This window comes from Bacillus sp. LQ16, assembly GCF_057784645.1.
The window spans coordinates 2,749,055-2,770,840 of the sequence record NZ_CM173491.1; the positions used below are offsets into that span (position 1 = coordinate 2,749,055).

The following is a 21,786-nucleotide window of genomic DNA, read 5'->3' on the forward strand; positions in this document are numbered from 1 at the left end:
CAGTGAAATTATTACTAACATGTAAAACTAAGTCCTAATATTTTAAAATAAAATTTGAATATATTTATCTATCATCTTTACTTCATAATTGAAAATACATTTAACTGGTTAACTTTTATTCTTATACTTATATCTCTCAGTGCCTTAGTTTTAACCATACTAGATATTAAAAATAAGAATTATAAAGTTAAATAAAAAGCATCCTATTTAGATGCTTTTCTAATGTATAATTTCATTTTTTTCACTGACCTACAAATAAAAAAATTTCATCAACAGCTTCCTTATATCCACCTGATTTTTGGAAAGATTCCTTCAAATTCAAAGCAACTTCTTTAAATGAACGATTATTTAATACTATTTCTACACTTTCACTTAGTTGATCCACAGTTAATCCTTGCATTTGTAATTTTACTCCTGCTCCAAGACTCTCCACTTGCTTTGCGACTACTGGCTGATCTGCACTTTGCGGTATTACAACGAGCGGAACCCCGTTATACAGTCCTTCATGCGCACTGTTCATCCCGCCGTGTGTAATAAATAGTTTCGTATATGTAAGCAGCTCCGTTTGGGGTACATAGTTTTTCACAATGAAGTTTTTAGGAATTTCGCCTAGATCACTTATTTTTGTTTTACTACCAATAGACATAACAATTGTATGCTCACTATTCTCAAAGGCCTTCATACACAGTTTATAAAAGTCAATCGCTTCATTAAAAACAGTACCTAATGAAATATAAATCGGACTTTTTTCTTCAATTGAAGTAAAATCAACGTCTCTGTTTTTCATTTGTGCAGAGATAGATGGTCCTACAAATTTATATGTTTCATCAAACGTATCACCAAAAGGCTGGAACTCCTTAATTGTATATACAATAGTAAGGGATGCAGGATTACAGAAAACTTCATACGATGATTTTATTTCAACACCATATTTTTCAGCAATTCCCTTCGTTAAGTTTTGAAAATCATTCTGTATTTTATCATAAATTTCTACTGGGATATTTTTTGATAGATGACCTAACATTTGCTCAAAGGATTTTTCATCCTGCGCAAAAGATGTGCATGAATTTATGGATGGCAATTTAAGAATTTGAGCAATTAAGTGGCCACAGCCAAACATAGAATCATGAATTATGTAATCAAAATGTTCACCTTCAATTTGTTCTAAAACGCTAGGTATTACAATATCCGCTGTATGTAGAAGGCCATTTATTCTTTCCTGTAAATAATTTCTGCCTCCAGATAGAAACGCTTTTATAAATTTTTGATCATCAATCGTTCGTACAGTAGCACCTGTCTTCTCAATCCGCTACCTGAAAGCTTCTATTGAAAAATAAACGACCTCTTCACCACGAGAAATCAATTCATCTACAACTTGTAAAGTTGGATTTATATGCCCTTCTGATCCAGCATTAATAAATAAAACACGCGCCATAATAAACACTCCTTACGTTAAATCATTTCTATGTTGGCAAGAGTACGGATTCTCTCCATACTCTTTTCCTAGCTGTTCGTATCATGTTCCTACTAAATTGACCTAGCGAGTCTAAAACCGAGATCATCTATATGAAATGTAGGATGGCTTCGACGACGACAAGTAGCGCCGCACCCTCTCGCTGTTTCAGCCCAACTACCACCACGAAAAATGCGGTATGATCCGTACACTGTTTCATCATACAAATCATAACACCATTCCCAAACGTTCCCTAGCATATCATAAAGTCCCCATGCATTCGGTTCTTTTTGGCCAACGTCATGAATATGTCCATTTGAATTTTCATTATACCACGCTATATCATGAAGTTTCCCGTATGTATATCCGGTTGTACTTGCTTTACATGCATATTGCCACTCCGCCTCAGATGGTAATCGGTAGCCATTTGAATCTAAATTACATTTCACAATTTGACCACCATCACTAATAGAATAATATTCTTTTAATCCCGCTTTTTTTGAAAGTACATTACAAAACGCAATGGCATCGTTCCATGAAATATTGACAACTGGTTTATGATTTTTATCAAAATTATTTAATGTACTATTTGTAATAGCATCATATAGTTCCATTGTTACAGCATACTTTGCAAGAAGAAATGGTTGAATTTGTACTAGCCATTCTTTTTTTATTCGATCATCTCTTAATACTACCTCTCCAGTTGGAATATTGACCATTAATGAATCGATTAGTTGAATTAAATCGTTAGTCATTTTCTATTCCTCCAAACGTTCATTTTATATGAAATTAAAGTCATATACTCATTACAAAATACAATTTTCAAAAAGCGTTAAATTTTTCATAATAAAAAACGATTAGTTTTATTAAACTAATCGGTAAGATCTACAAAGAATTGTTTTGTTACATTCTATTATTATATGTGTTCTAAAAATTTCCGAACCTCATTTGGAGATTTTAAAACAATAACCTTTTTCTCTTCGGGCAATTGCTCTAACCCTTTTAAAATTGTAGGTCGTTTAGCATTAGGATATTCCCATATCCATTTAAAAAATTGCAAATCAAATCTTTCTTCACATCCCGCGCCCATATCTGGTCTTGTTTTATTTCGGTATTTTACAATTCTTTTAAAAGCCCTATAAACACAAATTGTTCTATGAATATCAAGGAAGATAATTGTATCAGCTGCATTCAGTCTTATACCCATCGTCCCGCCATAATTCCCATCAATAATCCATTTCTCATCTTTAATTAAGTTATTTTGAACTGTTATTTGTTCTTCTCTCGGAACACCTTCCCAATTCGGTTTCCAAAATAATGCATCAAGATGATGCACCTTAATATTTAATTTATTCCCTAACTGCCTTGCTAATGTAGATTTTCCTGAACCACCAGAACCAATTAATATTATTTTTTTCATAAAGGGCTCCTTTTTAAAATCGATTATTTCCTCCGTAACATAAACTCACAAAGTATTCCCACTCCAACACCAATTGTATAAGCCACTAAATCACTCCACAAAAAACCGTATCCCAACACGAGTCCGCCTAAAGTCGTTGCACGAATGCTATCTATCCACTTCGCATGATACAATTGGCTCACTTCAATCCCGTAGCAAAACATTAAACTAATAAAAGCCAACTTCTTCGTCTCTGTTTTAGGAAACAAAAATCCAAAGCCAGTGAAAATCATTAATGCCCATAAAGCATCGCCTAAGTAATCATTTAATAGATGTGGTAGTGCAAAAGAAAACTTTCTTGAGCTAAGACCTAAAATAATAACAACTATAGTAAATAGTGCATATAATACTCTATTTCGTTTCGTATTCATTTTAAAGTCTCCTAATATATAATGTATAACTGTAAATAGCTAGTAAAATAAAGTTATTTTACTAGCTATTTATTAGTTGCTTTTATGATAAGAAAATGTGGATTCGTATTTAAATAATAATATGATTTTTCGTCTACTTCTTTCATCTTTTCAACTGCCTTCGGTTCCACTATCTCTTCTAATACAAAATAATTTGTAGTTTCATTTATTATGTCTTGTAGTGACCTTCTGAAAAATTCGACTTCAATAGTAATATTCGGTTTAACCCAAGTATCTATTAATAGCTGTTTTTCAAAATAACTTTCACATGGAAACTTTGTGAAATCCATAAAAGGATGATGGATAGAATATATAAGTTCTCCACCCGGCTTCAATACGCGACGAAATTCTTGAAATACTTGATTCCAATTTTCTAAGTAATGAAGAGTTAACGAACTTACAATCACATCATACGTATTATCTTCAAATGGCAATGTTTCTTGCAGATCATGACAAAGGAACGTTGCTTCTTCTCCTATATATTCTTTTGCTGCTTTTACCATTTCAGGACTTACGTCAATTGCTGTAACATTTGCTCCTCTTCCTATGAATTGAGAAGTATACCATCCAGCTGCACATCCAGCATCTAGTATCTTTTTTCCTTCTAGTTCCTTTGAAATAAGCTCCATCATCGCCGGTCTTTCATAATAACTGTTATATGGATTTGCGAAATCTAGATTTTCTTTATATGTACTCGCTAATTTATCATACGTATCTTTAATCGAATCTTTCATTACACACACTCCTAATGCATTTTAATTCATTAACTCCTGCTGCTTTTTCTTTGAAAATGATTGTAGTACTAAATCATACGACCAATCAATCATTTTATTTATTTGCTCCTGTTCTATACCCTTATGAATATAAACGGTATTCCAATGTTTTTTATTCATATGATAGCCTGGAATAATTGTTTCTGGATAATCTTCTCTTATTCTTAATGCGACTTCTGGATCACACTTCAATGTAATCGCAGCTTTTTCACCTTCTTCATGATTTACTATCGCAAATATTTTATTATTAAGCCTCATACATGTTGCACTCCAACCATCTGGAGAATCTTCTGTCGCTTTTCTTTTCGATAAACAGTACGCTCTTGTTGCATTCATTTTAATTGGCACCTCTTATTCTTTCCCTGTTTAATTACGATGCATCACAATTTGCTTCGTTGCTTGAAATTGTTGCTCACCATAAAACTTTATTAGCTTCTCTCCGCAAAATAGACTAACAATATCAATATGAGATATTTCTCGAAGTAATATTGTTAGCATCTTCTCTCCAATACCTTTATTTCTTATACTCTCATGTACGACAACATCTTCAATGTATGCTCGAAAAACACCATCAGAAACGACTCTAGCAAATCCAACTAATTCATTTTCTTCCCATACTCCAATGGCTATGCTATTCTTTAACATTTTTTCAATATCGACTTCTTTTCTTTCTGGCCACCAACCGACAGAATCATAAAGTTTTTTTATTTTTTCTGCACAGATTGGTTGTTCTTGTTGCAATTTATACGTCTACATATTCTTTCTCCTATCAAACAGTATACATAATATTATTATAATCTCTTTTCAAAAAAGTGCTGACTATGACCTTTCGGGTGATCTTCAACAATACCATACTCCCTGTAACCGTGCTTTTTATAAAATTCTGGTGCTTGAAAACTAAATGAATCTAGCAATATTAATCTACACCCTTTTTCCTTCGCAATCCCTTCAATTTCATGTAAAAGTTGGCTGCCATAACCGTCATGACGAACTGATTCATCAACCCATAAAAAGTCGATATGAAGGTGATAAAAATACATCGTACCTGTTACGCCACCAAAAATTTTTCCTTCTTCATTTTTTACTACGAGGCGTACTTCTTCCATCGTCTGTCTTGCCTCATCTGTTAAGATGGACATATTATATTGAATAACTTTATTTTTAATATATTCTCCTTCAGTGCGTGTACCGTTCTTTATATGTTTCATATATATTGCTTCCTTTCAGCTTAGTAAGCTACATTTTATTTTTTCTCTTCGAAATACTAATACATACGAATCCACCATATGTAACAAGGCATGAAAAGCCAATTATCCCTGGTACAAAGACATATCCTCCCCTTATGTAACTTATAACCGCAAAACAAACGATAGACAATAAAATAGATGGCCAAAATATAAGAGCTGTTTTTCTTCTTCCTCGTTTCGATGTACTTTCTTTCTCTCCAGAAACACGTGTGCCAAAAAGCAAGACAATACAAATAAGGATCGCTGTAAAGTAAATTGTATCTAATGACAAATCGTGATCATATAGTGCGATTCCAACTTCAAGAGCAATAATCGTTAAAATTAAAATAATGATTGTTGAAGTCTTTAAGTTTCTTTTCAACCGCTCACTCCTAGCATGTTTTCACTATATTCTTTGTATATGTACTTTAAAACTACTGCAAAAGCTTCATCTACCTCTTTATTTTCACGTCGATTCGGTAAATCTTTTCCCCCAATCACATAAAGAAGCGAAAATTCGTTAAACATTCCTATTATACCAATATTTATTGTAGCTGTGAGCAATCCACCTGTCATATGAGCTAAATGATAATATGGGATTTCTTCATACTCCCCTTGTTGTCTTACCATACCACTAATAATTGGTTCCCATAATTCTGGTTCTGATTTATAACCTTGAAAGGTTTGTATCAAAAGGGCAAGAACTTCATTTAAGTCTCCAATATTTTTCTCATCTCTAGCGTTTTCTTGTATATGAATTTTTGAAAAGTACGTTTGTACATACATTTTCACAGCATCCCATCCACCACAGTGCATTACAACTGACTGTGCAACATAACTATCATGACAAGCTATCATTACCTCGACCGCTTGACTAAGTGTTAAAGAAGTTCTTCCTTGTAAGTGCGGATATAACTGTGCACTATCTTCATGCGGATTAAATTTAATGTGATGAAGTATATCATTCCAATTATGTTTATTTTCCTTCACCATTTGTGCTACTACAAATCCAATAACTAATTTTGCTGCTGATGCTAACGGAATATTTAATTCACTATTATATGAAGCAACTATACGATTGTTTTTTGTAGAATAAATTTCCATTCCCACATAATTAGATTGTACCTCTTTTATTTTATTTATGACAGTTTCCATTTCCATCCTCCTTTTAATATTGTTATATTAATTTATAATAATTCCATATTAAATATAAAATACCTTTTCATCAGCTATTAAAATAAGAAAAAGGTAGCATGAATTTTTTCTTGCTACCGAAAAATATTTATTCTTCTATAGGATTTTCAGGACCGTTAAGCTCCAGCTGATAAAAAGCTAAATCTAGCCATTTATTAAACTTATAACCAGCTTTTTTTATTGTCCCTGCATGAACAAATCCATAGTTTTGATGCAAGGCAATACTTTTTTCATTCTCTGCATCAATTCCAGCAATTAAGGTCATATACTCTCTTTCCTTCGCAATTTTGATTAATTCTTTCATTAATGAAGATCCAATGCCATTTTTTCTATACGCCTTATCTACATACAAAGAATGTTCAACTGAATATTTATAAGCAGGCCACGCTCTAAATGGGCCGAATGTTGCAAACCCTACTACTTTATTATCTAATTCATATACGAAAATGGGATACCCTTCAGCCTTTTTTTGTTCATACCAATCTATTCTATTTTCAAGGGTTACAGGTTTATACGCATATACAGCTGTTGTATAAAGTATCGCATCGTTATAAATATCTAAAATGTATGCTAAATCTCTTTTCGTTGCTTCCCTTATCATTATTTTCTTCCTTTCATCATGTTCATCTTATTTCACTATTTTCTTAATAGTTTTATTTTATCGAAATTTCTGTATTTTTATCTACATACGAATACTAGCTTTTCGGAAACCATCAAATATATTTATTGCAGCAGATAACATATAAAAGAAAATTCCTCCCCCAATGAGCCACGTTTTAAACTCCTCTGGGGAAGTAGTAAATGCATTTGCCAAATACGTAATGAATCCTTCGTTTAATAAATGTGGATTTACTACAATTACAATGAATATGATTGTTCCGACTACTTGAAGAATAGCATTTCCAATTGCTAACCTTTTCGTCCATTGTCCCTGTACTAACTTATAAAGTGATATAGCTACTTCGAAAACGATCATAACCAAAATTAGGGGCCAGTATTGAAGCAAAACATCTTGATTAAACGTTGGCGCGACAAACTTCAATCCGTTTTCTGTACCATGATATACGCCTACAAGATGATTCGCATAAAAGTAAAGTGTAGCCCATATTGCTGTCCACATTAAACCTCCAAAAACTTCAAACTTTGAAATCGCCTTTTTCTTCGGGATATACGAAACATTTTTCAAGTCATCTGGTGTCCATTTTTTTAAGCTTGTTGTTAATGGGTGTGGATCCTTTTCTTTATCAGTTCTTTCTAAAATAGCAAACACAAGTGTCAACCAGAAAAATACATGAAGACCCACTTCAAAAATTTCCCCAATACCTTTACCTATCAATTGTAAAATAACATTTAATACCGCTTGATCACCACTATATCCTATAAAATTTTCTGCAACCATTGATATGAGTGCAATGATTGCTGCGATTGGTATAATCATTTTTAACAAGGTCGTATATACATCAAAATAACGTGGTCCAATTAAATGCATCGGTCTATCCAAATAACCATTAGCCAATGAAACTGGACTTCCCAATTTTTCGAGTACACTCTTCACATCTTCCTCATTATAATCGTCTGGTAACATATCCTCTATTGTTGACCGTAGTTCAAGTGTAATATCTTCACGATTTTGTTCAGGCAATCTCTTCGCAACTTCATGGACATACATATCAATCAAACTCATTTTCGTCCTCCTCCTTTAATAAGTTATAAAGTTCTTTCGAATCCTTTACCCACTGCTTTTTCAATTGTAAAAATATCTCTAATCCATATTCACTTAAAACATAATACTTACGAGGTCTACTCTCTGTTTTATCCCAACTACTCGTCACTAACTCCTGCTTTTCTAATCGGCGAAGTAGCGGATATAAAGTACTTTGATCAATTGTAATCCCTGATTGCTCCAATAACTGGACAAGTGAATATCCGTACTGCGGCGTTCTTAATTGACTTAAAACAGCTAACGTTAATGTCCCTCTTCTTAACTCAGTAATTAACGAGTTTAATAAAGTATCCATTCACTCACCTCATTTCCGTTACTATATGTCATACAGTATGTGTTTTATACTATGTATCGTACAGTATTAATGTGACAAAAACTATAATCATTTACCAAAAAAAGGATAATAAAAAGCGCAAATTATATGATTTTTGCTTTTTTAGCTAAGTTATATATCTATAGCACTCTAAAAGGTAGCACCTTAACGACTAATTTTGAAGTTCTAGTAATGCTATGTTACAAATATCGTATACATATGATGTGAACATAACATATCACTATAGGAAGCTATTAAAACGGCAAATTACCATGGTTGAATGATTCCTGTTTTATTCTTTAGGCACTGTTGATTTCACACTGTTTTCAGCACCTAATCAACGTTATTTCCTTCATAAACTTCATCTTTTTCAAAATCTCTATTTTTATTTGGTTTATTAAAGTAAAATAAAAAAACAATTAAATTAGGTTAATTGTTTTTCAAATGCAAAATCTTTATTTTTTTAAATAACCTATGATATTCGAAAAGACAAACTCTCCAAATGCAAGTGGTATATAAATAAACCATAACTTTAATATTGCCTTTGTTTCTTTGTGATCAGAATCCCCCATTAAAACCAACCCAATCCTTTTTCTTCAAATATTTTCATTTTAATTCCAATAACAAGGAAATTATACCATTTATTAACGTTATAGTCTATGTTTTCTAAAAATTAGATAAGTAAAACTTTTGTATTCCCTCAATATTCAGATAAACATAATAATTTTTTTACGTTTCATCTTCAAAGTCTATAATGAGTCCTGTTAGAACTGCTTCATTACCAATCGATTGGATCCCGTGACCAATAAAATCCATCTTAAATTCTTCCCACTCTAACTGCTCTTTTGTGATTCATCGTCACATTATGATGAATCACTCATACATTATCTAGAAGTAAAAACCCTAATTCACTTTTCTCTTTAAGAGCACAATTCAAATGTGCTCTTTTTAAGTCTGTTCGAATACAATTAAAAATCCTACTGATAAACAAAAAATCTCGTTTATCAATAGGATTCATTAGCTATATATAGCGATTATAGCGAACTCCATCGCCTATTACTAAAGTCGAACTGATTTAAGTAATATAAATTCCCCTTTTTCTTTAGAAAATGGAACAACCTCTACAATCGCCTCAACATTAATTACTCCGTAAACATGCGGATATTCTTGACCGTTTGAAGCAAGTTCATATTTTACTTCTGCTTTTAATAGGGCTGGATCAATTGTAAGTAATAAAACATCTTCTTCATACTTGAAATATTTTTCTGCAACTCTTAAAGCTTGATCTACTAATGAACAATGAATAAATCCCTCTTCTATAAGGGAATCTTCATTAATTTTTCCAATTATTTTTGCGATTTCCCAATTACTTTTCGTAATTACTTTTGTAATCATAGTAACTCTCCCTTTTTAATTTATGTAATGATATAATAACACTAAATTTTCAACACGTTCTTAATAGATTGGGGACTTATAATGGATAAACCTCTCACTACATTACAAACTATTATTATACATATGAATACAAATGAGCATTGGCATGATTTTATTTGTTACTGTCAGCATCGCGAAGCGGGACTTCGAAAATTAGCTTATAAACATTTAGAGACATTTATTTCAAATGCAAAGAAATGGGAATCAAAAGATCAAGAAGAGTTTGCCACTTCACTGTTTACTATTTTAGATGCATTAAACGAAAAAGATGAGGTCTTAACTTTCGCACTAAATAGTTTTCTAATAGACATTCTATATAGATGGACAGAAAACAACCCATTTGATTCAAGACCTTTTAGATGGATAGGAATTTATATGGACTCTAGCAATAAAGATGACGATTTAGAAAAATTCCTTCGAAAAGCGATTGAATTAGGTGGTGATACCGAACAAGAAGCTATGATATACCTAGTTTCTAATTACATCCATACTTTAGAATTTGGTACACATGAATTCCCTTCAGGTTATTGCGGAGATTTAAGCGAATGTATAGAAAAACTTCCCTATATGCTTCAATTAATTAATAGAATTCAGAATAAGAACATAAAGGAGCAAAACATTGGTCAAATACAAGAACAACTACACCTTATTCTAGATTGGTTAAAACATACACAAACTCCAGTAGATGCTGTTCGTACATGGGAAAAAGAACAAACTAAGGAATTAGAAAAAAGCATCGTATATCATTTAAACAACAGCTCAAGTCATTAATTCGTCTACCATTTTAATATAAAAAAGAGGATCTTCATACTGTACTAGAAAATCCTCTTTTTATATTTATCCCACATTAGCTTGCAGTAAAACTCCCCACTGATTATAGTTTTACTTTATTTTAATCCTTTAATTAAAGGTGACACTTCTCCACTATGGAAAATCCATAAGTCATGAAGTGATCTCGTACATCCGACATATAGTAATTTTGCATCATGTTTTGTGTTTTTGTAATGTTCTTCATCCACATCAATTAAAAGCACCGCATCAAATTCTAAACCTTTCGCTAAATAGACAGGTACTACTGATATACCACCTTCATATTTACTTTGGTTTGCTTCAATTACGTTGACCGTTAATCCTGCATTTGTTAATTTCACATATATATCACGGCATTCATCTTCTGTTCTTCCGATTACCGCAATTGTTTTCACATCTGCATTTTGCAAATGTTTTACCGTCTTCACAATTTCAGTAAATTGATTTTCTGCATGAATTACTTTTACATCTTCTCCACTGCGGAAGACTGGTGTTGCGAGTCCTACTGGGATTTCTGCATTTTTAATTATTTCATTTGCAAATTCAATAATTTCTTTTGTAGAACGATAACTTCTTGTCAATTCATAATAACCGGTTTCTTGGAATACTTCCTTAAAAGCATTCCAATCTTCAATTCCTTGGTAATCATAAATCGCTTGCGATAAATCACCTAATATAGTGAAAGAATTACCTAATGTAATTTCTTTTAATACATAAACTTGGAAAGGCGAAAAATCTTGCGCTTCATCAATAACAACGTGATGAAACTTCTGCCCGATTTCAATCCCTGTTATACGATGATGTATGTATATTAAAGCTGGTAAATCTTCTACATACACTTCTTTTTTACGACAACTCTTTTCTGTTTCTTGAACAAGTTCTTCAGGTAATACTTCGAGTATTTCTTTGCTTTTCAACATTGAACTGTATAGTGAAAGTGGGCTCATTTTTGGCCAAAAATTCATATAGGTGTTCAATCTCTTTGTTGCTTCTTTTTTTAGTAACTTTTTCTCGTTTGTTTCTCCATACTTTTTAAGTTCAATTTCAATCCAACGTTTCATACGGCCGACTAAACGTTCTCTTCTCTTCTTTAATGGATAATGTTTATATTCCACTTGCATCCATTTTTTAACGTCTTCCACTGGAATAGCAGCTTTATCCCATGCCTCAAAATCTTTTGTTGGCACTAAATCATTTTCAAATTGAGTCATTCTTTCTTCTATAAACGCCTTAAATTCTAGCGTACCTTTTAATTTACCGATCATAATCTTTCTTTCATCGCGATTAATTGAAAAGGCTTCTTTCAATTTTTCTTCTGTCTGCTTTAGTTTCACTGAACCCTCTAACGTACGTAATGCCCAATCCGAAAACGTTGTTTGACTAATATTCCCTACACCTAATTCAGGAAGTACACTCGAAATATAGTCTAAAAACAGACTATTCGGCGCAAATACGATCATTCTTTCTGCTTCTAGTTGTTCACGATATTCATAAATTAAAAAAGCAAGGCGATGTAAAGCGATTGTTGTCTTTCCGCTCCCTGCAACCCCTTGAATTAATAATGGCAAGTTTCTTTCCGCACGAATAATATCATTTTGTTCCGATTGAATCGTTGAAACAATATCCTTTAGCTTATTATCTTTATTCTCACCTAATCGATATAGAAGAAAATCATCGGCATGCGATACATCTTCATTTCCTTTTACATATGTATCAACAACACGTTCAAGTTCTCTTTTTCGAATGGAAATGTTTCGTTTTAAATACACATCACCTTCTACTAACCCATCTGGTGATTGATAAAATGCTAACTCTTCTCCACCGGTAAATGAATAAAACATACTTGCGACAGGTGCTCTCCAATCAATAATAATTGGTTTCATCGTGTCCATATCCGAAACCCCTACTTTTCCAATATAAATCGGCATAACTGCTTCTTTACCATCTTCCTGAAAATCTAACCTTCCAAAGTACGGCTCTTGCACACCAATACGTAAATTTTGTCTATTAGACTCTCTCATACTTTCAAGAATTTGCTCTTTAAAATCTTCTCCATAATAAACTGGGATTTTTTCAAGCTTATCCAATTGCTCATCCATCGTATGTAAAGTATCCTTCATTTTTTGTAACTCATCTTCAAATATGTTGCTCATTTCGACGATTCCCTCCTGTCCGTTCTAATTTTTCAGTCGAAATACCATTGTATTAAAAATTCAACCGTAAAGTCAATAGTTTCCAATTAAATTTTCCGAAAAAACTTACTTTTTATCTTTCTAATTTTAAAGATATATACAACATCTAAATCACATCACTACACATATAGTATAGTGATGCATACAAAAGATACCTCTTTCTATTTGTGACCTATTTAATTTATATATTGACAAACAATGTAAAAATCAAAGATACATAAAGTGAAAATTTTATAAGGGGGTTTTACTGCCCACAAATAGTAGGCTAAATAAAAGTAAAGGAGTCTATTCAAATGAAATTCGCGAAAAAGAAATCACTAAAGTTATATTTACTTATTTTTGTATTAACTGTTTTGGCCAGTGGATGGATTGGGGTATTTCTAGATTCTCTTCTAACAAATCAACCTGAAGGAAATACTTTAGGTATGGGGTTATGGCTAATATTACCTTTCCTCGTAAGCATTTTACTTAGAGTTATTAGCCGAGATTGGAATGATTTTGGCATCAAGCCAAATTTGAAAGGAAACTTTATATGGTATTTCACTGCACTACTTATTTATCCATTCGTTACAGTAATAACGATAAGCATATCGCTCATTTTTGGAGTAGCTCATATTGCTAGTTTTGATATATCCACGTTATTGTCACTCATAGTCATGTCTACTATTGGTAACTTTATTAAAAATATTTTTGAAGAGTTTTCTTGGCGTGGTTATTTAACTCCAAAGTTGATTGAACTAAATCTAAACGATTGGTACATTTATATTATTTCTGGTTTAATTTGGGCACTTTGGCATGCTGCATATTATATAGTCTTTTTGCCAAATGAATATTTTGAATCTATCTCAAGATTAAATATGCTTTTATCTGGCTGTATCCTTATGGTTTGTTGGTCAATTATGTATGTTGAAATATATAGACTTACAAAATCCGTCTGGCCATGCGTTATCATGCATGCGATCGAGGATGCTGTTCCTACTGTTTTAGTCACAATAACAGGGATTATTACTCTTACAAACAGTAGTGATTTTTGGTTAAATCCTATTAGCGGGGTCGCTGCTACTGTTTTATTTCTCGGAATTGGAATCGTACTAAGAACTATAAGAATAAAAAGAGAACGACAATTATTCACACAATAAAAGTAAAAAGAGTAAGGATTTAATCCCTACTCTTTTTCACTTTTACTCGATATGATAAACATTCATTTAAAGATGATTGCTCTTCATATTTCCCAGCTTCAAAATCATACGCTCCTCCTGGGAAAATCCCAACTATACTTAAATGAGCCTCGGCACATAAATTACTAATCTCATCTACAGCATAGCAGCGTAAAGATTGTGTCACGATATCATTTGAAGAATCTATTTCCCACCAATGGTCTAGCATTCTTGCATTTTCACTATCATATTCATACTTTCGTATTGCAGAACCTATCGGCATTTCTTGTCCATTGGCTTTTTCCCAATATAACGGTTGATAAATATCAATAAGTGCACATCCATCATCTTTCAACCAGTTATTTATACGCTTTAATAAAAATAATTGTTCCTCATCTGTTCCTACACCAAATCCGTCTAAATAAATAACAACATCAAACTTTTCTTTAAAGTTAATTTTATAAAAATCGGCGCAATGAACCTCAATGTCATTAGTAGAATGTTCTTTTGCAAACATAGCTAACTCCGGTACAAGCTCAACAGTAGTCATTTTTACATTCAAATTAGACATCGCCCTTGCAAATCCGCCATTTCCAGCTCCTAGTTCTAACATCGTCTGAATTGGATATCCAACTTGTTCTTGCACTTCTTTAGCAACTTCCTGTAACCAATTTTCATTATTTATATCATAGCTCATTAGTTCAAATTGTTTTTTATAAAATTCTTTTACATTTAATTCGTTCATTATTATTCTCCTCCTGCAAATTATTTTTCTGTTACAGGTGAGAAACTAAATTTCTAATCCCCATGAAAAATCCTCCTTTGGATTTCCCTACACTTACAATTTATCAAAATAATAAGAATTTTGAAAGTGAAAGTATAAAAAATAGATAATGGATTATTCCACTATCTACTCTTTAGCTACTCTTATTTTTCTTTTTGATACTCCATCCAGTCACCAGAATCAATAACTTTCAATATCATCTTTTTATCTTGAGCGATATACACATATGCCTCAATTTCCCTATCAGCAACATATACTGTTTGCGTGATTCGATCATATAAATCAGTCTCCGCATTACCTGTATATTCTTCTAGTTCATCTAACTTACACAATATCTCATCATTTACTACATAAACTTCTCCATACACCTTTTCTTCAATCGAATAAGTCATGGCCGGATATCCTTCGTTCGTATCAAATAATTTTCCATATGTCCAAGCTCTGTCTGCAATGCATGTTGCACCTAGCATATAATGAGCATTCGTTTGTCCTCTTCTTAACGTGCCATAAACGAAAACATGATACATAAATTCTTATCCCCTTTATATGTCTCTACTTTCTTATTTGTAAATAAGCACGAATCATAAAGTAACTCACTTCATTCGGAAGCTGTTCTTTAATAGATTTCAGACCACCCTCTGCATTTTGAACGGCAGTTTCAATAAGAGATTCATACTCTGATGGAACAAAACTTTGCCACTCTACTTCCATTCCATCCTCGTAGCAGCGAATTAAATGGTTTTCGATTGTTTGTCTTGATAAGTTGCGTTCTTTTGCAATCTCATTCAAATCAATACCTTGTTTATACATTTCATACGTTTCTAAATGAGAATTTGCGGACGCTTTTCCTGACTTTTTACGCTCTGAAACTACTTCTGTCTTAATCGTTTCAGCATAATTTGGATTTTCTTCAATAAAATGCTGAACTGCTTGTAAGAAGTGCGAGCCATATTTCACAAGTTTGTGTTCTCCGATACCTTTTACCGTCAACAATTCGGAATCACTTTGCGGCATTTTCACGCACATATCTTTCAATGTTTGGTCAGAGAAAATAACGAACGGAGGTACACCTTCTCCTTGTGCAATTTCTTTACGTACTTCACGAAGCACTTCAAATAAAGGATGGTCTTGAACAATTTGTCTTGTCTCTACTCGTTCTTTTCGTAAAACATTCTCTTTACCAAGTAATACTTCTTTCCCTTTTTCTGTTACTTTTAACGTCGGATAAGTGCCATGTTCAACTGCAATTAACTCATCTGAAATTAAAAACTCAATAAACTCACTGACCTCTTTTACACTACGGTTCGATAAAAGCCCATACGTTGGTAAAGTATGAAAATTAAATTCAATAACTTTCTTATTTTTCGACCCCGTTAATACTTGCGCTATCATTTGCTTTCCAAAGCGTTGGTTCGTTCTAATCATGCATGATAAAACCATTTGTGATTCCCTTGTCACATCGATGCTCTCGCGATTGTCTGTACAATTACCACAGCGTCCACAATCTTCTTTCGGTTCTTCTCCAAAGTATTGCAAAATGAATGATTGTAAACATTGTTCAGTATGACAGTAATCGGTCATATTTTGCAATTTTTCAAGTTCATTTGAAAAACGTGATTCTCCAGTTGATTGATCAATTAAAAACCGCTGTACTTGTACATCTTGAGAAGAATATAACAATATACATGTACTATCTAATCCATCACGACCAGCACGTCCCGCTTCTTGATAGTAACTTTCCATATTTTTTGGAAGCTGATAATGAATTACGTAACGAATATTCGATTTATCAATACCCATCCCGAATGCAGATGTTGCTACCATTACACTTACTTCATCTCGTAAAAAGAGTTCTTGTTGCTCATTTCGATCACTATCACTCATACCAGCATGATATTTTGATACAGAAACTCCTGCCTTCATTAAATCTTCATATAACTGATCGACTACTTTTCTAGTAGCTGCATATATAATCCCAGATTCTTTTTGATTTTGACGAATATAATCCGCCAAATATGCATTTCGATCTTGTCCTTTAATGACAGAAAACGATAAGTTCTCTCGCTCAAACGTTGTCATAATTGTATTTTCTTGATTAATTTCAAGTGTGTTACAAATATCTTCACGTACTTGCGGTGTTGCTGTTGCTGTTAATGCTAATACGAGCGGTTTTTCTGGAAGATAATCTAAAATGCGATGTATATGTAAATAACTTGGACGGAAATCATGTCCCCACTGTGAAATACAGTGTGCTTCATCAATCGCAATCATAGGGATTTTCATATCGATAAGTTGGTCAACAAACTCCATCGAATCAAGACGCTCAGGCGCCACATAAAGTAACTTGTAATGTCCTTGTTTCGCTAATTGAATTCGCTGATTTGCTTCAGCAATAGAAATAGAACTATTAATATATGTAGCTGAAATGCCATTCTGTACCAATGTATCTACTTGATCCTTCATAAGTGATATTAAAGGGGATATAACCAACGTCGTTCCTTCAAATACTAATGCCGGAATTTGATAACAAATCGACTTACCGCCACCCGTTGGCATAATACAAACTGTATCTTTCCCATCTAGTACATTTTTAATTGTTTCATCTTGTCCTCTTCGAAACGAAGAATAACCAAAGTAGGACGCTAAAAGTTCTTGTGCTTTAGTAAACAAAAAAGAGTCACCTGCTTTTCTTTATCTTTCATCTACTTCTATTATATCAATCACTTATACGACTTGAAAGGGATGAATAAATGCTTATTGTTTTTTCATTATTCTATATTTAATATGAATTAGCATCCGTGTTTTATATGTTTTACAACATTTATAACGTAAATCCAGTACACATGAAGAAAGAGTTTCAATTTAAATATTCATTTTATTTCCCTTTCTTGAATACTACTAATCGTATACATATAAATTCAGGAGGTTTCTATATGAAACATCGTAATATGAGTTCCATCACAACAAAAAAGAAAACAACACAACTCCAATTCTCTAATAATGATGCGTGGAAATATGAATCATACTATAAGTACCAGCCATTATTCTCTTATAAAAAGCTTTTACATTTTCTTTCTCAACTTTTTAGAAGTTAATATATGCGCAAAAAATGTATCATTCACAGAAGTTTTCTCAATATTAAACGTATAGGCTTACTACAATTCAGTTGTTACCATATATAATAATCTGTTGGATAAACCCCTTAAGTTGACCTGCTTATATTAGCAGGTCTTTTTCATGATTACATACTTCTGTGCACTTCAATCCCACTTCCAAGTCTTTTCTCCATTTTATAACTATATTTAAATCCCAACAATTAATGATAATCATAAATCGTTGGGATTTAAATTGTTCACATATAATTATGCAATTCTTCTTTCTCAATACACAAAACACATTTTACTTGTTACTATAAAAGTACTCCAGATGAGTTTTTGCTCATCGACATTATCTAGTTAATGGGGCCTGCCGCGGGAAGCAGGTCCCTTTGACTTTATGACGGTACCAATTTCATTTGGACACATTTACCAGGTTTTTTCAAAAGAATTTTATGATAACATTACGTAGTCGAGTCCGACATCTCGGCAATACCCTTTTGAGGGTCTGCAACTTCCCTTGCAGACTCTCTTTTACTTTATATTCATTTTATTCATATATACCACAACATCATTCGTTGAATTTCTCCATTTCAAATTCCCTAAAAATAATCTAGGACACGTAACTAAAAATAAATATTTATCATACTTTGAGTTATACATGTTCAAAGGAGTGTTACTATTTATGTATTCTTATTGGCAATCGTATTACTCCCCCTACCATAATCCTTATGTAAACTATGATTTATCCGTACGTAACTACCGAATTAGTAAAAACGAGAATTTTTTAAAAGGGTATATGCGTTCTTTATGGGAACAACACGTCGCTTGGACGAGATTGGCTATTATAAGTATTGTATTTAATTTACCAGATGTTAACGTTACTGTTGGACGGCTTCTACAAAACGCAACACATATGGGTCTATCACTTGAACCATTTTACGGTGAGGATGCAGTGAAAAAATATAGTGCATTAATTAAAGATCACTTAGTAATTGCAGCGGATCTTGTTAAAGCCGCAAAAGCTGGTGATCAAAATGCAGCGGCCGCTATAGAAAAAAAATGGTACGCTAATGGTGATGAAATTACTCAATTTCTTAACAGTATCAACCCATATATAGATAAAGAAGAATTTAGAAAAATGTTTTATGAACATTTAGCACTAACTAAGGCAGAAGCACTGGCATTCCTAAATAAAGATTATGAAGCAGGAGTAAAACTTTACGATAAAATTGAAAAAGAAGCATTAGAAATGGCCGACATGATAACAAACGCAATCGTAAAACAATTCCCGCAAGTATTTCAATAAAGTAAAACTTTAATCAGAGTAGGTATTACTACTAAGTAATACTTAATAAAAATAAGTCGATTTCCAAACATAAATCGGCTTATTTAGTTTTCTCTCCATGATATTTCACCTCTCCTCTTTACATTTAGCTTATATCGATATATTTTATTAATATCCGTTTTTTATAGGAGGAAATAGTTTGATTAACGCGATTGGTCTCGTTTTTATACTTACAAATAAACACGAGAAAAAAAAGAAAGTTTACTTAAATGAAAAATTTGCACTAATAGATATTATTGATTCTAAAGAAGTATTTGATGATGAAGGGAATCCTTTAGTAGAACTAACATGTAAATACAGTATATATTTAGATGAAAAATATTACTGTAAATCTCTCGATGATTATACCGGACAAGTATTTCCTTTCTTAAGTGCAAAAATAGGAAAAGGTCTTCTAAGAAACTTAAACTACTACTTTTCTTACGTTGATGCCTATGATAAGAAACCACCAGTTAAAGAAATAAGACCACTTATGAAACAAGTAACGAACAGATAGCGAAAAATACAAAAAAAAGAAAGCATCTAACTCTAGATGTTTTCTTTTTTATTGAAAACTCATTAACTTTCATCCTCTTCTAAAAGTATGTATCCAAGCATATTTTAAATTAAAAACATTGGAGGATTAGACTGAATGAAATACTCAGAAACAATTATAAGCAAACGACTTCGAATACTTAAACTGACGGGTATGTTTTTCATGCTAGTGTTAATAGCATGGATTGGCTATACAAAATTACTTTATGAAAAAGGATTTCTTCAAGAAAAGAAAAATTCAGTTGAAGTAATAAATACTAGTATTACAGGAGAAATCGAACAAAATTTCCAAGTAAACTTACAAGGTTATCGTAAAACAGACCTTGATACGATTATAGATGCAAGTAGGACAGATCCGAGCGAACTATCCTTAATTGAGATTATCAATACATCTTGTTCACGAGATTGCATAGGTGAACCATTGACATATGTGAACGCAAACAATGGATATATTTTTTATAAGGAGTCTACTGGAACTCATGTAGCTATAAAGATTAAAAAACAGGATAAATGGAAAATTGTAAAAAAATCTGTTGAAGATGGAATATAACCTTATACAATTAAAGAGTACTTAACGTACTCTTTTTATTATTAATACCCTTCATGTTTACAATGGCATTTCGGTTTCTCTTTACAATGACATTTTTCACAATCACATTTCGGCTTCTCCTTGCAGCAACACTCTTCACAATCGCACTTCGGTTTCTCTTTGCAACGACATTCGTGACACTCCCTACATCTACATCTTCCAAACATTAAATCGTCCCAAAATGAACGTCTGCAATTACAATGATTCCCCATGAATATGCATCCTCCTAATTAGAATTCAACATATTCTATGTTTAAAAGTATAAAATGCTTGTTTGCTAGTCTAGTTTTGACTCTTTAGTATAGTAAATCTTACTAAAAATAACTCTTTTTTAAAGTTTTTGTAAAATAATTACTTGTAATCTGTTATACTATAAACCGAAAATATATTTTATATGTGTAGGAGGATAAATTTTGAAAAAAATTCTATTATCTGTTCTTTGTGGAGCTATTATTTTAGGGGGAGCATGCTCTAAAGATACAGACTCTAAAGATTCAACATCAAAGAAAACTACTAAGGAGACAAGTGAATCGACACAGGTATTATCAAAAGAAGAATTTGAAAAGATGCACTCTAATCCTAAAGAGTATAAAGGAAAAAAGGTTGATTTCTATGCGCAAATCTTTGTCGAGCCTGAACGTGATAAAGATGGTACATATCTTCAAGCTTGGGCTGATAAAGAGCACAGCAAAAACACTATTATTGCTTTTAAAGACCCTAAATTAGATGTAAAACGCGAAGACTACATTCATGTAAAGGGAACAATAAAAGACGTCTTTGAAGGTGAAAATGCATTTGGTGGAAAAGTAAAAGGCCCCACTATTGTTGCAACAAGTATCGAAAAAACAGATTATGCAACAGCTTTTGATCCAGCAAAAAAAACAATTGAAGTAAATCAAGAGCAAGACCATAATGGTTATAAAATGATTGTTAAAAAAATTGAAATTGCTGATAAAGAAACACGAGTTTATTTTACAGCCAAAAATGATGCAACTGCAGCATTTAATTTCTATGATTTTAACTCTAAATTAATTGTAGGTGGTCAACAATTAGAATACCAAGATAATTATGAAGCAAAATACCCTAAAATTCCACAAGGTATGATGCCTGGTGTAACTAGTGATGCTGTTTTAACATTCCCTAAACTCCCAATTGAGCAAGGTGAATTGCAACTAATACTAGAAGGCTCAAGTGAAAATTACGATATAAAACCTGAACCATTTAATTACCAAATTAAGTTTTAAATAATAAAATCGACTCTAAAAAAGAGTCGATTTTATTTCATATTATAG

Annotated in this window: 24 protein-coding genes, 1 pseudogene and 1 riboswitch; of the genes and pseudogenes, 6 read left to right on the forward strand and 19 right to left on the reverse strand. The window is 32.4% G+C overall.

All coding sequences use genetic code 11. The features are described from left to right. Positions 1–241 precede the first annotated feature (241 nt). The 14 genes and pseudogenes from AC3EMB_RS13765 to AC3EMB_RS13830 form a co-directional block, all read right to left on the reverse strand. A pseudogene (locus tag AC3EMB_RS13765) lies at positions 242–1,435 on the reverse strand (macrolide family glycosyltransferase). Between the two features lie 92 nt (positions 1,436–1,527). Next, positions 1,528–2,208 carry a formylglycine-generating enzyme family protein gene (locus AC3EMB_RS13770; protein ID WP_098128038.1) on the reverse strand — a complete coding sequence of 227 codons (681 nt, stop codon included), beginning with the start codon at positions 2,206–2,208 and terminating at the stop codon, positions 1,528–1,530. Between the two features lie 161 nt (positions 2,209–2,369). Continuing rightward, positions 2,370–2,873: a DNA topology modulation protein gene (locus AC3EMB_RS13775; RefSeq protein WP_000720562.1), complete on the reverse strand. Its 504-nt coding sequence runs from the start codon at positions 2,871–2,873 to the stop codon at positions 2,370–2,372. A gap of 23 nt (positions 2,874–2,896) precedes the next feature. Then, the gene (locus AC3EMB_RS13780) at positions 2,897–3,283 is read right to left on the reverse strand and encodes a ribosomal maturation YjgA family protein (protein ID WP_078400771.1); all 387 of its coding nucleotides are present in this window, start codon (positions 3,281–3,283) and stop codon (positions 2,897–2,899) included. Positions 3,284–3,348: 65 nt separating this feature from the next. After that, a complete protein-coding gene (locus AC3EMB_RS13785) occupies positions 3,349–4,056 on the reverse strand; it encodes a class I SAM-dependent methyltransferase (RefSeq protein WP_000655266.1) in 708 nt (235 codons plus the stop codon). Positions 4,057–4,077: 21 nt separating this feature from the next. Beyond that, positions 4,078–4,431 carry an MmcQ/YjbR family DNA-binding protein gene (locus tag AC3EMB_RS13790; RefSeq protein ID WP_000994624.1) on the reverse strand — a complete coding sequence of 118 codons (354 nt, stop codon included), beginning with the start codon at positions 4,429–4,431 and terminating at the stop codon, positions 4,078–4,080. A 30-nt stretch (positions 4,432–4,461) separates the two neighbouring features. Beyond that, positions 4,462–4,836 (reverse strand): GNAT family N-acetyltransferase, encoded by a 375-nt coding sequence (locus tag AC3EMB_RS13795; RefSeq protein WP_454484956.1) that lies wholly within the window; start codon positions 4,834–4,836, stop codon positions 4,462–4,464. A gap of 50 nt (positions 4,837–4,886) precedes the next feature. Then, entirely contained in the window at positions 4,887–5,303 is a 417-nt protein-coding gene (locus tag AC3EMB_RS13800) for a GNAT family N-acetyltransferase (RefSeq protein ID WP_000680536.1), read from the reverse strand. 28 nt (positions 5,304–5,331) lie between these two features. Continuing rightward, positions 5,332–5,703, reverse strand: a complete 372-nt coding sequence (locus AC3EMB_RS13805; RefSeq protein WP_488517061.1) for a hypothetical protein — start codon at positions 5,701–5,703, stop codon at positions 5,332–5,334. Next, complete coding sequence (locus AC3EMB_RS13810) at positions 5,700–6,476, reverse strand: serine hydrolase (protein WP_488517062.1); 777 nt, start codon at positions 6,474–6,476, stop codon at positions 5,700–5,702. Before AC3EMB_RS13810 ends, AC3EMB_RS13805 begins: the two co-directional genes overlap by 4 nt. Positions 6,477–6,603: 127 nt before the next feature. Beyond that, on the reverse strand, positions 6,604–7,116 hold the full coding sequence (locus AC3EMB_RS13815; protein ID WP_075718381.1) for a GNAT family N-acetyltransferase: 513 nt from the start codon (positions 7,114–7,116) through the stop codon (positions 6,604–6,606). A gap of 81 nt (positions 7,117–7,197) precedes the next feature. Continuing rightward, the gene (locus AC3EMB_RS13820) at positions 7,198–8,199 is read right to left on the reverse strand and encodes an HAAS signaling domain-containing protein (RefSeq protein ID WP_089171230.1); all 1,002 of its coding nucleotides are present in this window, start codon (positions 8,197–8,199) and stop codon (positions 7,198–7,200) included. Further along, positions 8,186–8,533: a PadR family transcriptional regulator gene (locus AC3EMB_RS13825; protein WP_000380296.1), complete on the reverse strand. Its 348-nt coding sequence runs from the start codon at positions 8,531–8,533 to the stop codon at positions 8,186–8,188. Before AC3EMB_RS13825 ends, AC3EMB_RS13820 begins: the two co-directional genes overlap by 14 nt. 1,019 nt (positions 8,534–9,552) lie before the next feature. After that, positions 9,553–9,614, reverse strand: a riboswitch (Fluoride riboswitch). Next, on the reverse strand, positions 9,611–9,946 hold the full coding sequence (locus tag AC3EMB_RS13830) for a DUF952 domain-containing protein (protein WP_000629082.1): 336 nt from the start codon (positions 9,944–9,946) through the stop codon (positions 9,611–9,613). It overlaps the preceding riboswitch by 4 nt. Before the next feature lie 81 nt (positions 9,947–10,027). On the opposite strand from AC3EMB_RS13830, the gene AC3EMB_RS13835 reads away from it, so the two are divergent. Then, positions 10,028–10,756, forward strand: a complete 729-nt coding sequence (locus AC3EMB_RS13835; protein ID WP_366988591.1) for a hypothetical protein — start codon at positions 10,028–10,030, stop codon at positions 10,754–10,756. Positions 10,757–10,872: 116 nt separating this feature from the next. On the opposite strand, the gene AC3EMB_RS13840 is transcribed toward AC3EMB_RS13835, so the two are convergent. Beyond that, positions 10,873–12,948, reverse strand: coding sequence for a HelD family protein (locus AC3EMB_RS13840; RefSeq protein WP_488517063.1), 2,076 nt, complete (start codon positions 12,946–12,948; stop codon positions 10,873–10,875). 332 nt (positions 12,949–13,280) lie between these two features. Here AC3EMB_RS13840 and AC3EMB_RS13845 point away from each other — a divergent pair, with 332 nt between their 5' ends. After that, on the forward strand, positions 13,281–14,126 hold the full coding sequence (locus tag AC3EMB_RS13845) for a CPBP family glutamic-type intramembrane protease (protein ID WP_197242570.1): 846 nt from the start codon (positions 13,281–13,283) through the stop codon (positions 14,124–14,126). 19 nt (positions 14,127–14,145) lie between these two features. On the opposite strand, the gene AC3EMB_RS13850 is transcribed toward AC3EMB_RS13845, so the two are convergent. From AC3EMB_RS13850 to recQ, 3 genes are all read right to left on the reverse strand, one after another. After that, on the reverse strand, positions 14,146–14,889 hold the full coding sequence (locus AC3EMB_RS13850; RefSeq protein WP_088023663.1) for a class I SAM-dependent methyltransferase: 744 nt from the start codon (positions 14,887–14,889) through the stop codon (positions 14,146–14,148). Positions 14,890–15,071: 182 nt separating this feature from the next. Beyond that, positions 15,072–15,455 carry a gamma-glutamylcyclotransferase family protein gene (locus tag AC3EMB_RS13855; protein ID WP_000274900.1) on the reverse strand — a complete coding sequence of 128 codons (384 nt, stop codon included), beginning with the start codon at positions 15,453–15,455 and terminating at the stop codon, positions 15,072–15,074. 25 nt (positions 15,456–15,480) lie between these two features. Further along, the gene (recQ, locus tag AC3EMB_RS13860; protein WP_000494276.1) at positions 15,481–17,598 is read right to left on the reverse strand and encodes a DNA helicase RecQ; all 2,118 of its coding nucleotides are present in this window, start codon (positions 17,596–17,598) and stop codon (positions 15,481–15,483) included. A gap of 1,110 nt (positions 17,599–18,708) precedes the next feature. Here recQ and AC3EMB_RS13865 point away from each other — a divergent pair. From AC3EMB_RS13865 to AC3EMB_RS13875, 3 genes are all read left to right on the forward strand, one after another. Further along, positions 18,709–19,332, forward strand: coding sequence for a hypothetical protein (locus tag AC3EMB_RS13865; RefSeq protein ID WP_000287723.1), 624 nt, complete (start codon positions 18,709–18,711; stop codon positions 19,330–19,332). A gap of 178 nt (positions 19,333–19,510) precedes the next feature. Further along, complete coding sequence (locus tag AC3EMB_RS13870; protein WP_000606231.1) at positions 19,511–19,867, forward strand: hypothetical protein; 357 nt, start codon at positions 19,511–19,513, stop codon at positions 19,865–19,867. Positions 19,868–20,002: 135 nt separating this feature from the next. Further along, positions 20,003–20,455, forward strand: a complete 453-nt coding sequence (locus AC3EMB_RS13875; protein ID WP_416474338.1) for a hypothetical protein — start codon at positions 20,003–20,005, stop codon at positions 20,453–20,455. Positions 20,456–20,465: 10 nt separating this feature from the next. Here the strand turns inward: AC3EMB_RS13875 and AC3EMB_RS13880 are convergent, their stop codons facing one another. After that, a complete protein-coding gene (locus AC3EMB_RS13880; protein WP_075718905.1) occupies positions 20,466–20,657 on the reverse strand; it encodes a hypothetical protein in 192 nt (63 codons plus the stop codon). Between the two features lie 250 nt (positions 20,658–20,907). Here AC3EMB_RS13880 and AC3EMB_RS13885 point away from each other — a divergent pair, with 250 nt between their 5' ends. Continuing rightward, on the forward strand, positions 20,908–21,738 hold the full coding sequence (locus AC3EMB_RS13885) for a hypothetical protein (protein ID WP_000722394.1): 831 nt from the start codon (positions 20,908–20,910) through the stop codon (positions 21,736–21,738). The last annotated feature ends 48 nt before the right edge of the window (positions 21,739–21,786 follow it).

Excerpts from the sequence above, each read along its gene's own strand:
- AC3EMB_RS13855 (WP_000274900.1), bottom strand. The coding sequence starts at position 15,455 with ATGTATCATGTTTTCGTTTATGGCACGTTAAGAAGAGGACAAACGAAT.
- AC3EMB_RS13825 (WP_000380296.1), bottom strand. The coding sequence starts at position 8,533 with ATGGATACTTTATTAAACTCGTTAATTACTGAGTTAAGAAGAGGGACA.
- AC3EMB_RS13845 (WP_197242570.1), top strand. The coding sequence starts at position 13,281 with ATGAAATTCGCGAAAAAGAAATCACTAAAGTTATATTTACTTATTTTT.
- AC3EMB_RS13780 (WP_078400771.1), bottom strand. The coding sequence starts at position 3,283 with ATGAATACGAAACGAAATAGAGTATTATATGCACTATTTACTATAGTT.
- AC3EMB_RS13815 (WP_075718381.1), bottom strand. The coding sequence starts at position 7,116 with ATGATAAGGGAAGCAACGAAAAGAGATTTAGCATACATTTTAGATATT.
- AC3EMB_RS13835 (WP_366988591.1), top strand. The coding sequence starts at position 10,028 with ATGGATAAACCTCTCACTACATTACAAACTATTATTATACATATGAAT.
- AC3EMB_RS13770 (WP_098128038.1), bottom strand. The coding sequence starts at position 2,208 with ATGACTAACGATTTAATTCAACTAATCGATTCATTAATGGTCAATATT.
- AC3EMB_RS13810 (WP_488517062.1), bottom strand. The coding sequence starts at position 6,476 with ATGGAAACTGTCATAAATAAAATAAAAGAGGTACAATCTAATTATGTG.
- AC3EMB_RS13790 (WP_000994624.1), bottom strand. The coding sequence starts at position 4,431 with ATGAATGCAACAAGAGCGTACTGTTTATCGAAAAGAAAAGCGACAGAA.
- AC3EMB_RS13875 (WP_416474338.1), top strand. The coding sequence starts at position 20,003 with ATGAAATACTCAGAAACAATTATAAGCAAACGACTTCGAATACTTAAA.
- AC3EMB_RS13865 (WP_000287723.1), top strand. The coding sequence starts at position 18,709 with ATGTATTCTTATTGGCAATCGTATTACTCCCCCTACCATAATCCTTAT.
- AC3EMB_RS13785 (WP_000655266.1), bottom strand. The coding sequence starts at position 4,056 with ATGAAAGATTCGATTAAAGATACGTATGATAAATTAGCGAGTACATAT.
- AC3EMB_RS13850 (WP_088023663.1), bottom strand. The coding sequence starts at position 14,889 with ATGAACGAATTAAATGTAAAAGAATTTTATAAAAAACAATTTGAACTA.
- AC3EMB_RS13800 (WP_000680536.1), bottom strand. The coding sequence starts at position 5,303 with ATGAAACATATAAAGAACGGTACACGCACTGAAGGAGAATATATTAAA.
- AC3EMB_RS13840 (WP_488517063.1), bottom strand. The coding sequence starts at position 12,948 with ATGAGCAACATATTTGAAGATGAGTTACAAAAAATGAAGGATACTTTA.
- AC3EMB_RS13820 (WP_089171230.1), bottom strand. The coding sequence starts at position 8,199 with ATGAGTTTGATTGATATGTATGTCCATGAAGTTGCGAAGAGATTGCCT.
- AC3EMB_RS13830 (WP_000629082.1), bottom strand. The coding sequence starts at position 9,946 with ATGATTACAAAAGTAATTACGAAAAGTAATTGGGAAATCGCAAAAATA.
- AC3EMB_RS13775 (WP_000720562.1), bottom strand. The coding sequence starts at position 2,873 with ATGAAAAAAATAATATTAATTGGTTCTGGTGGTTCAGGAAAATCTACA.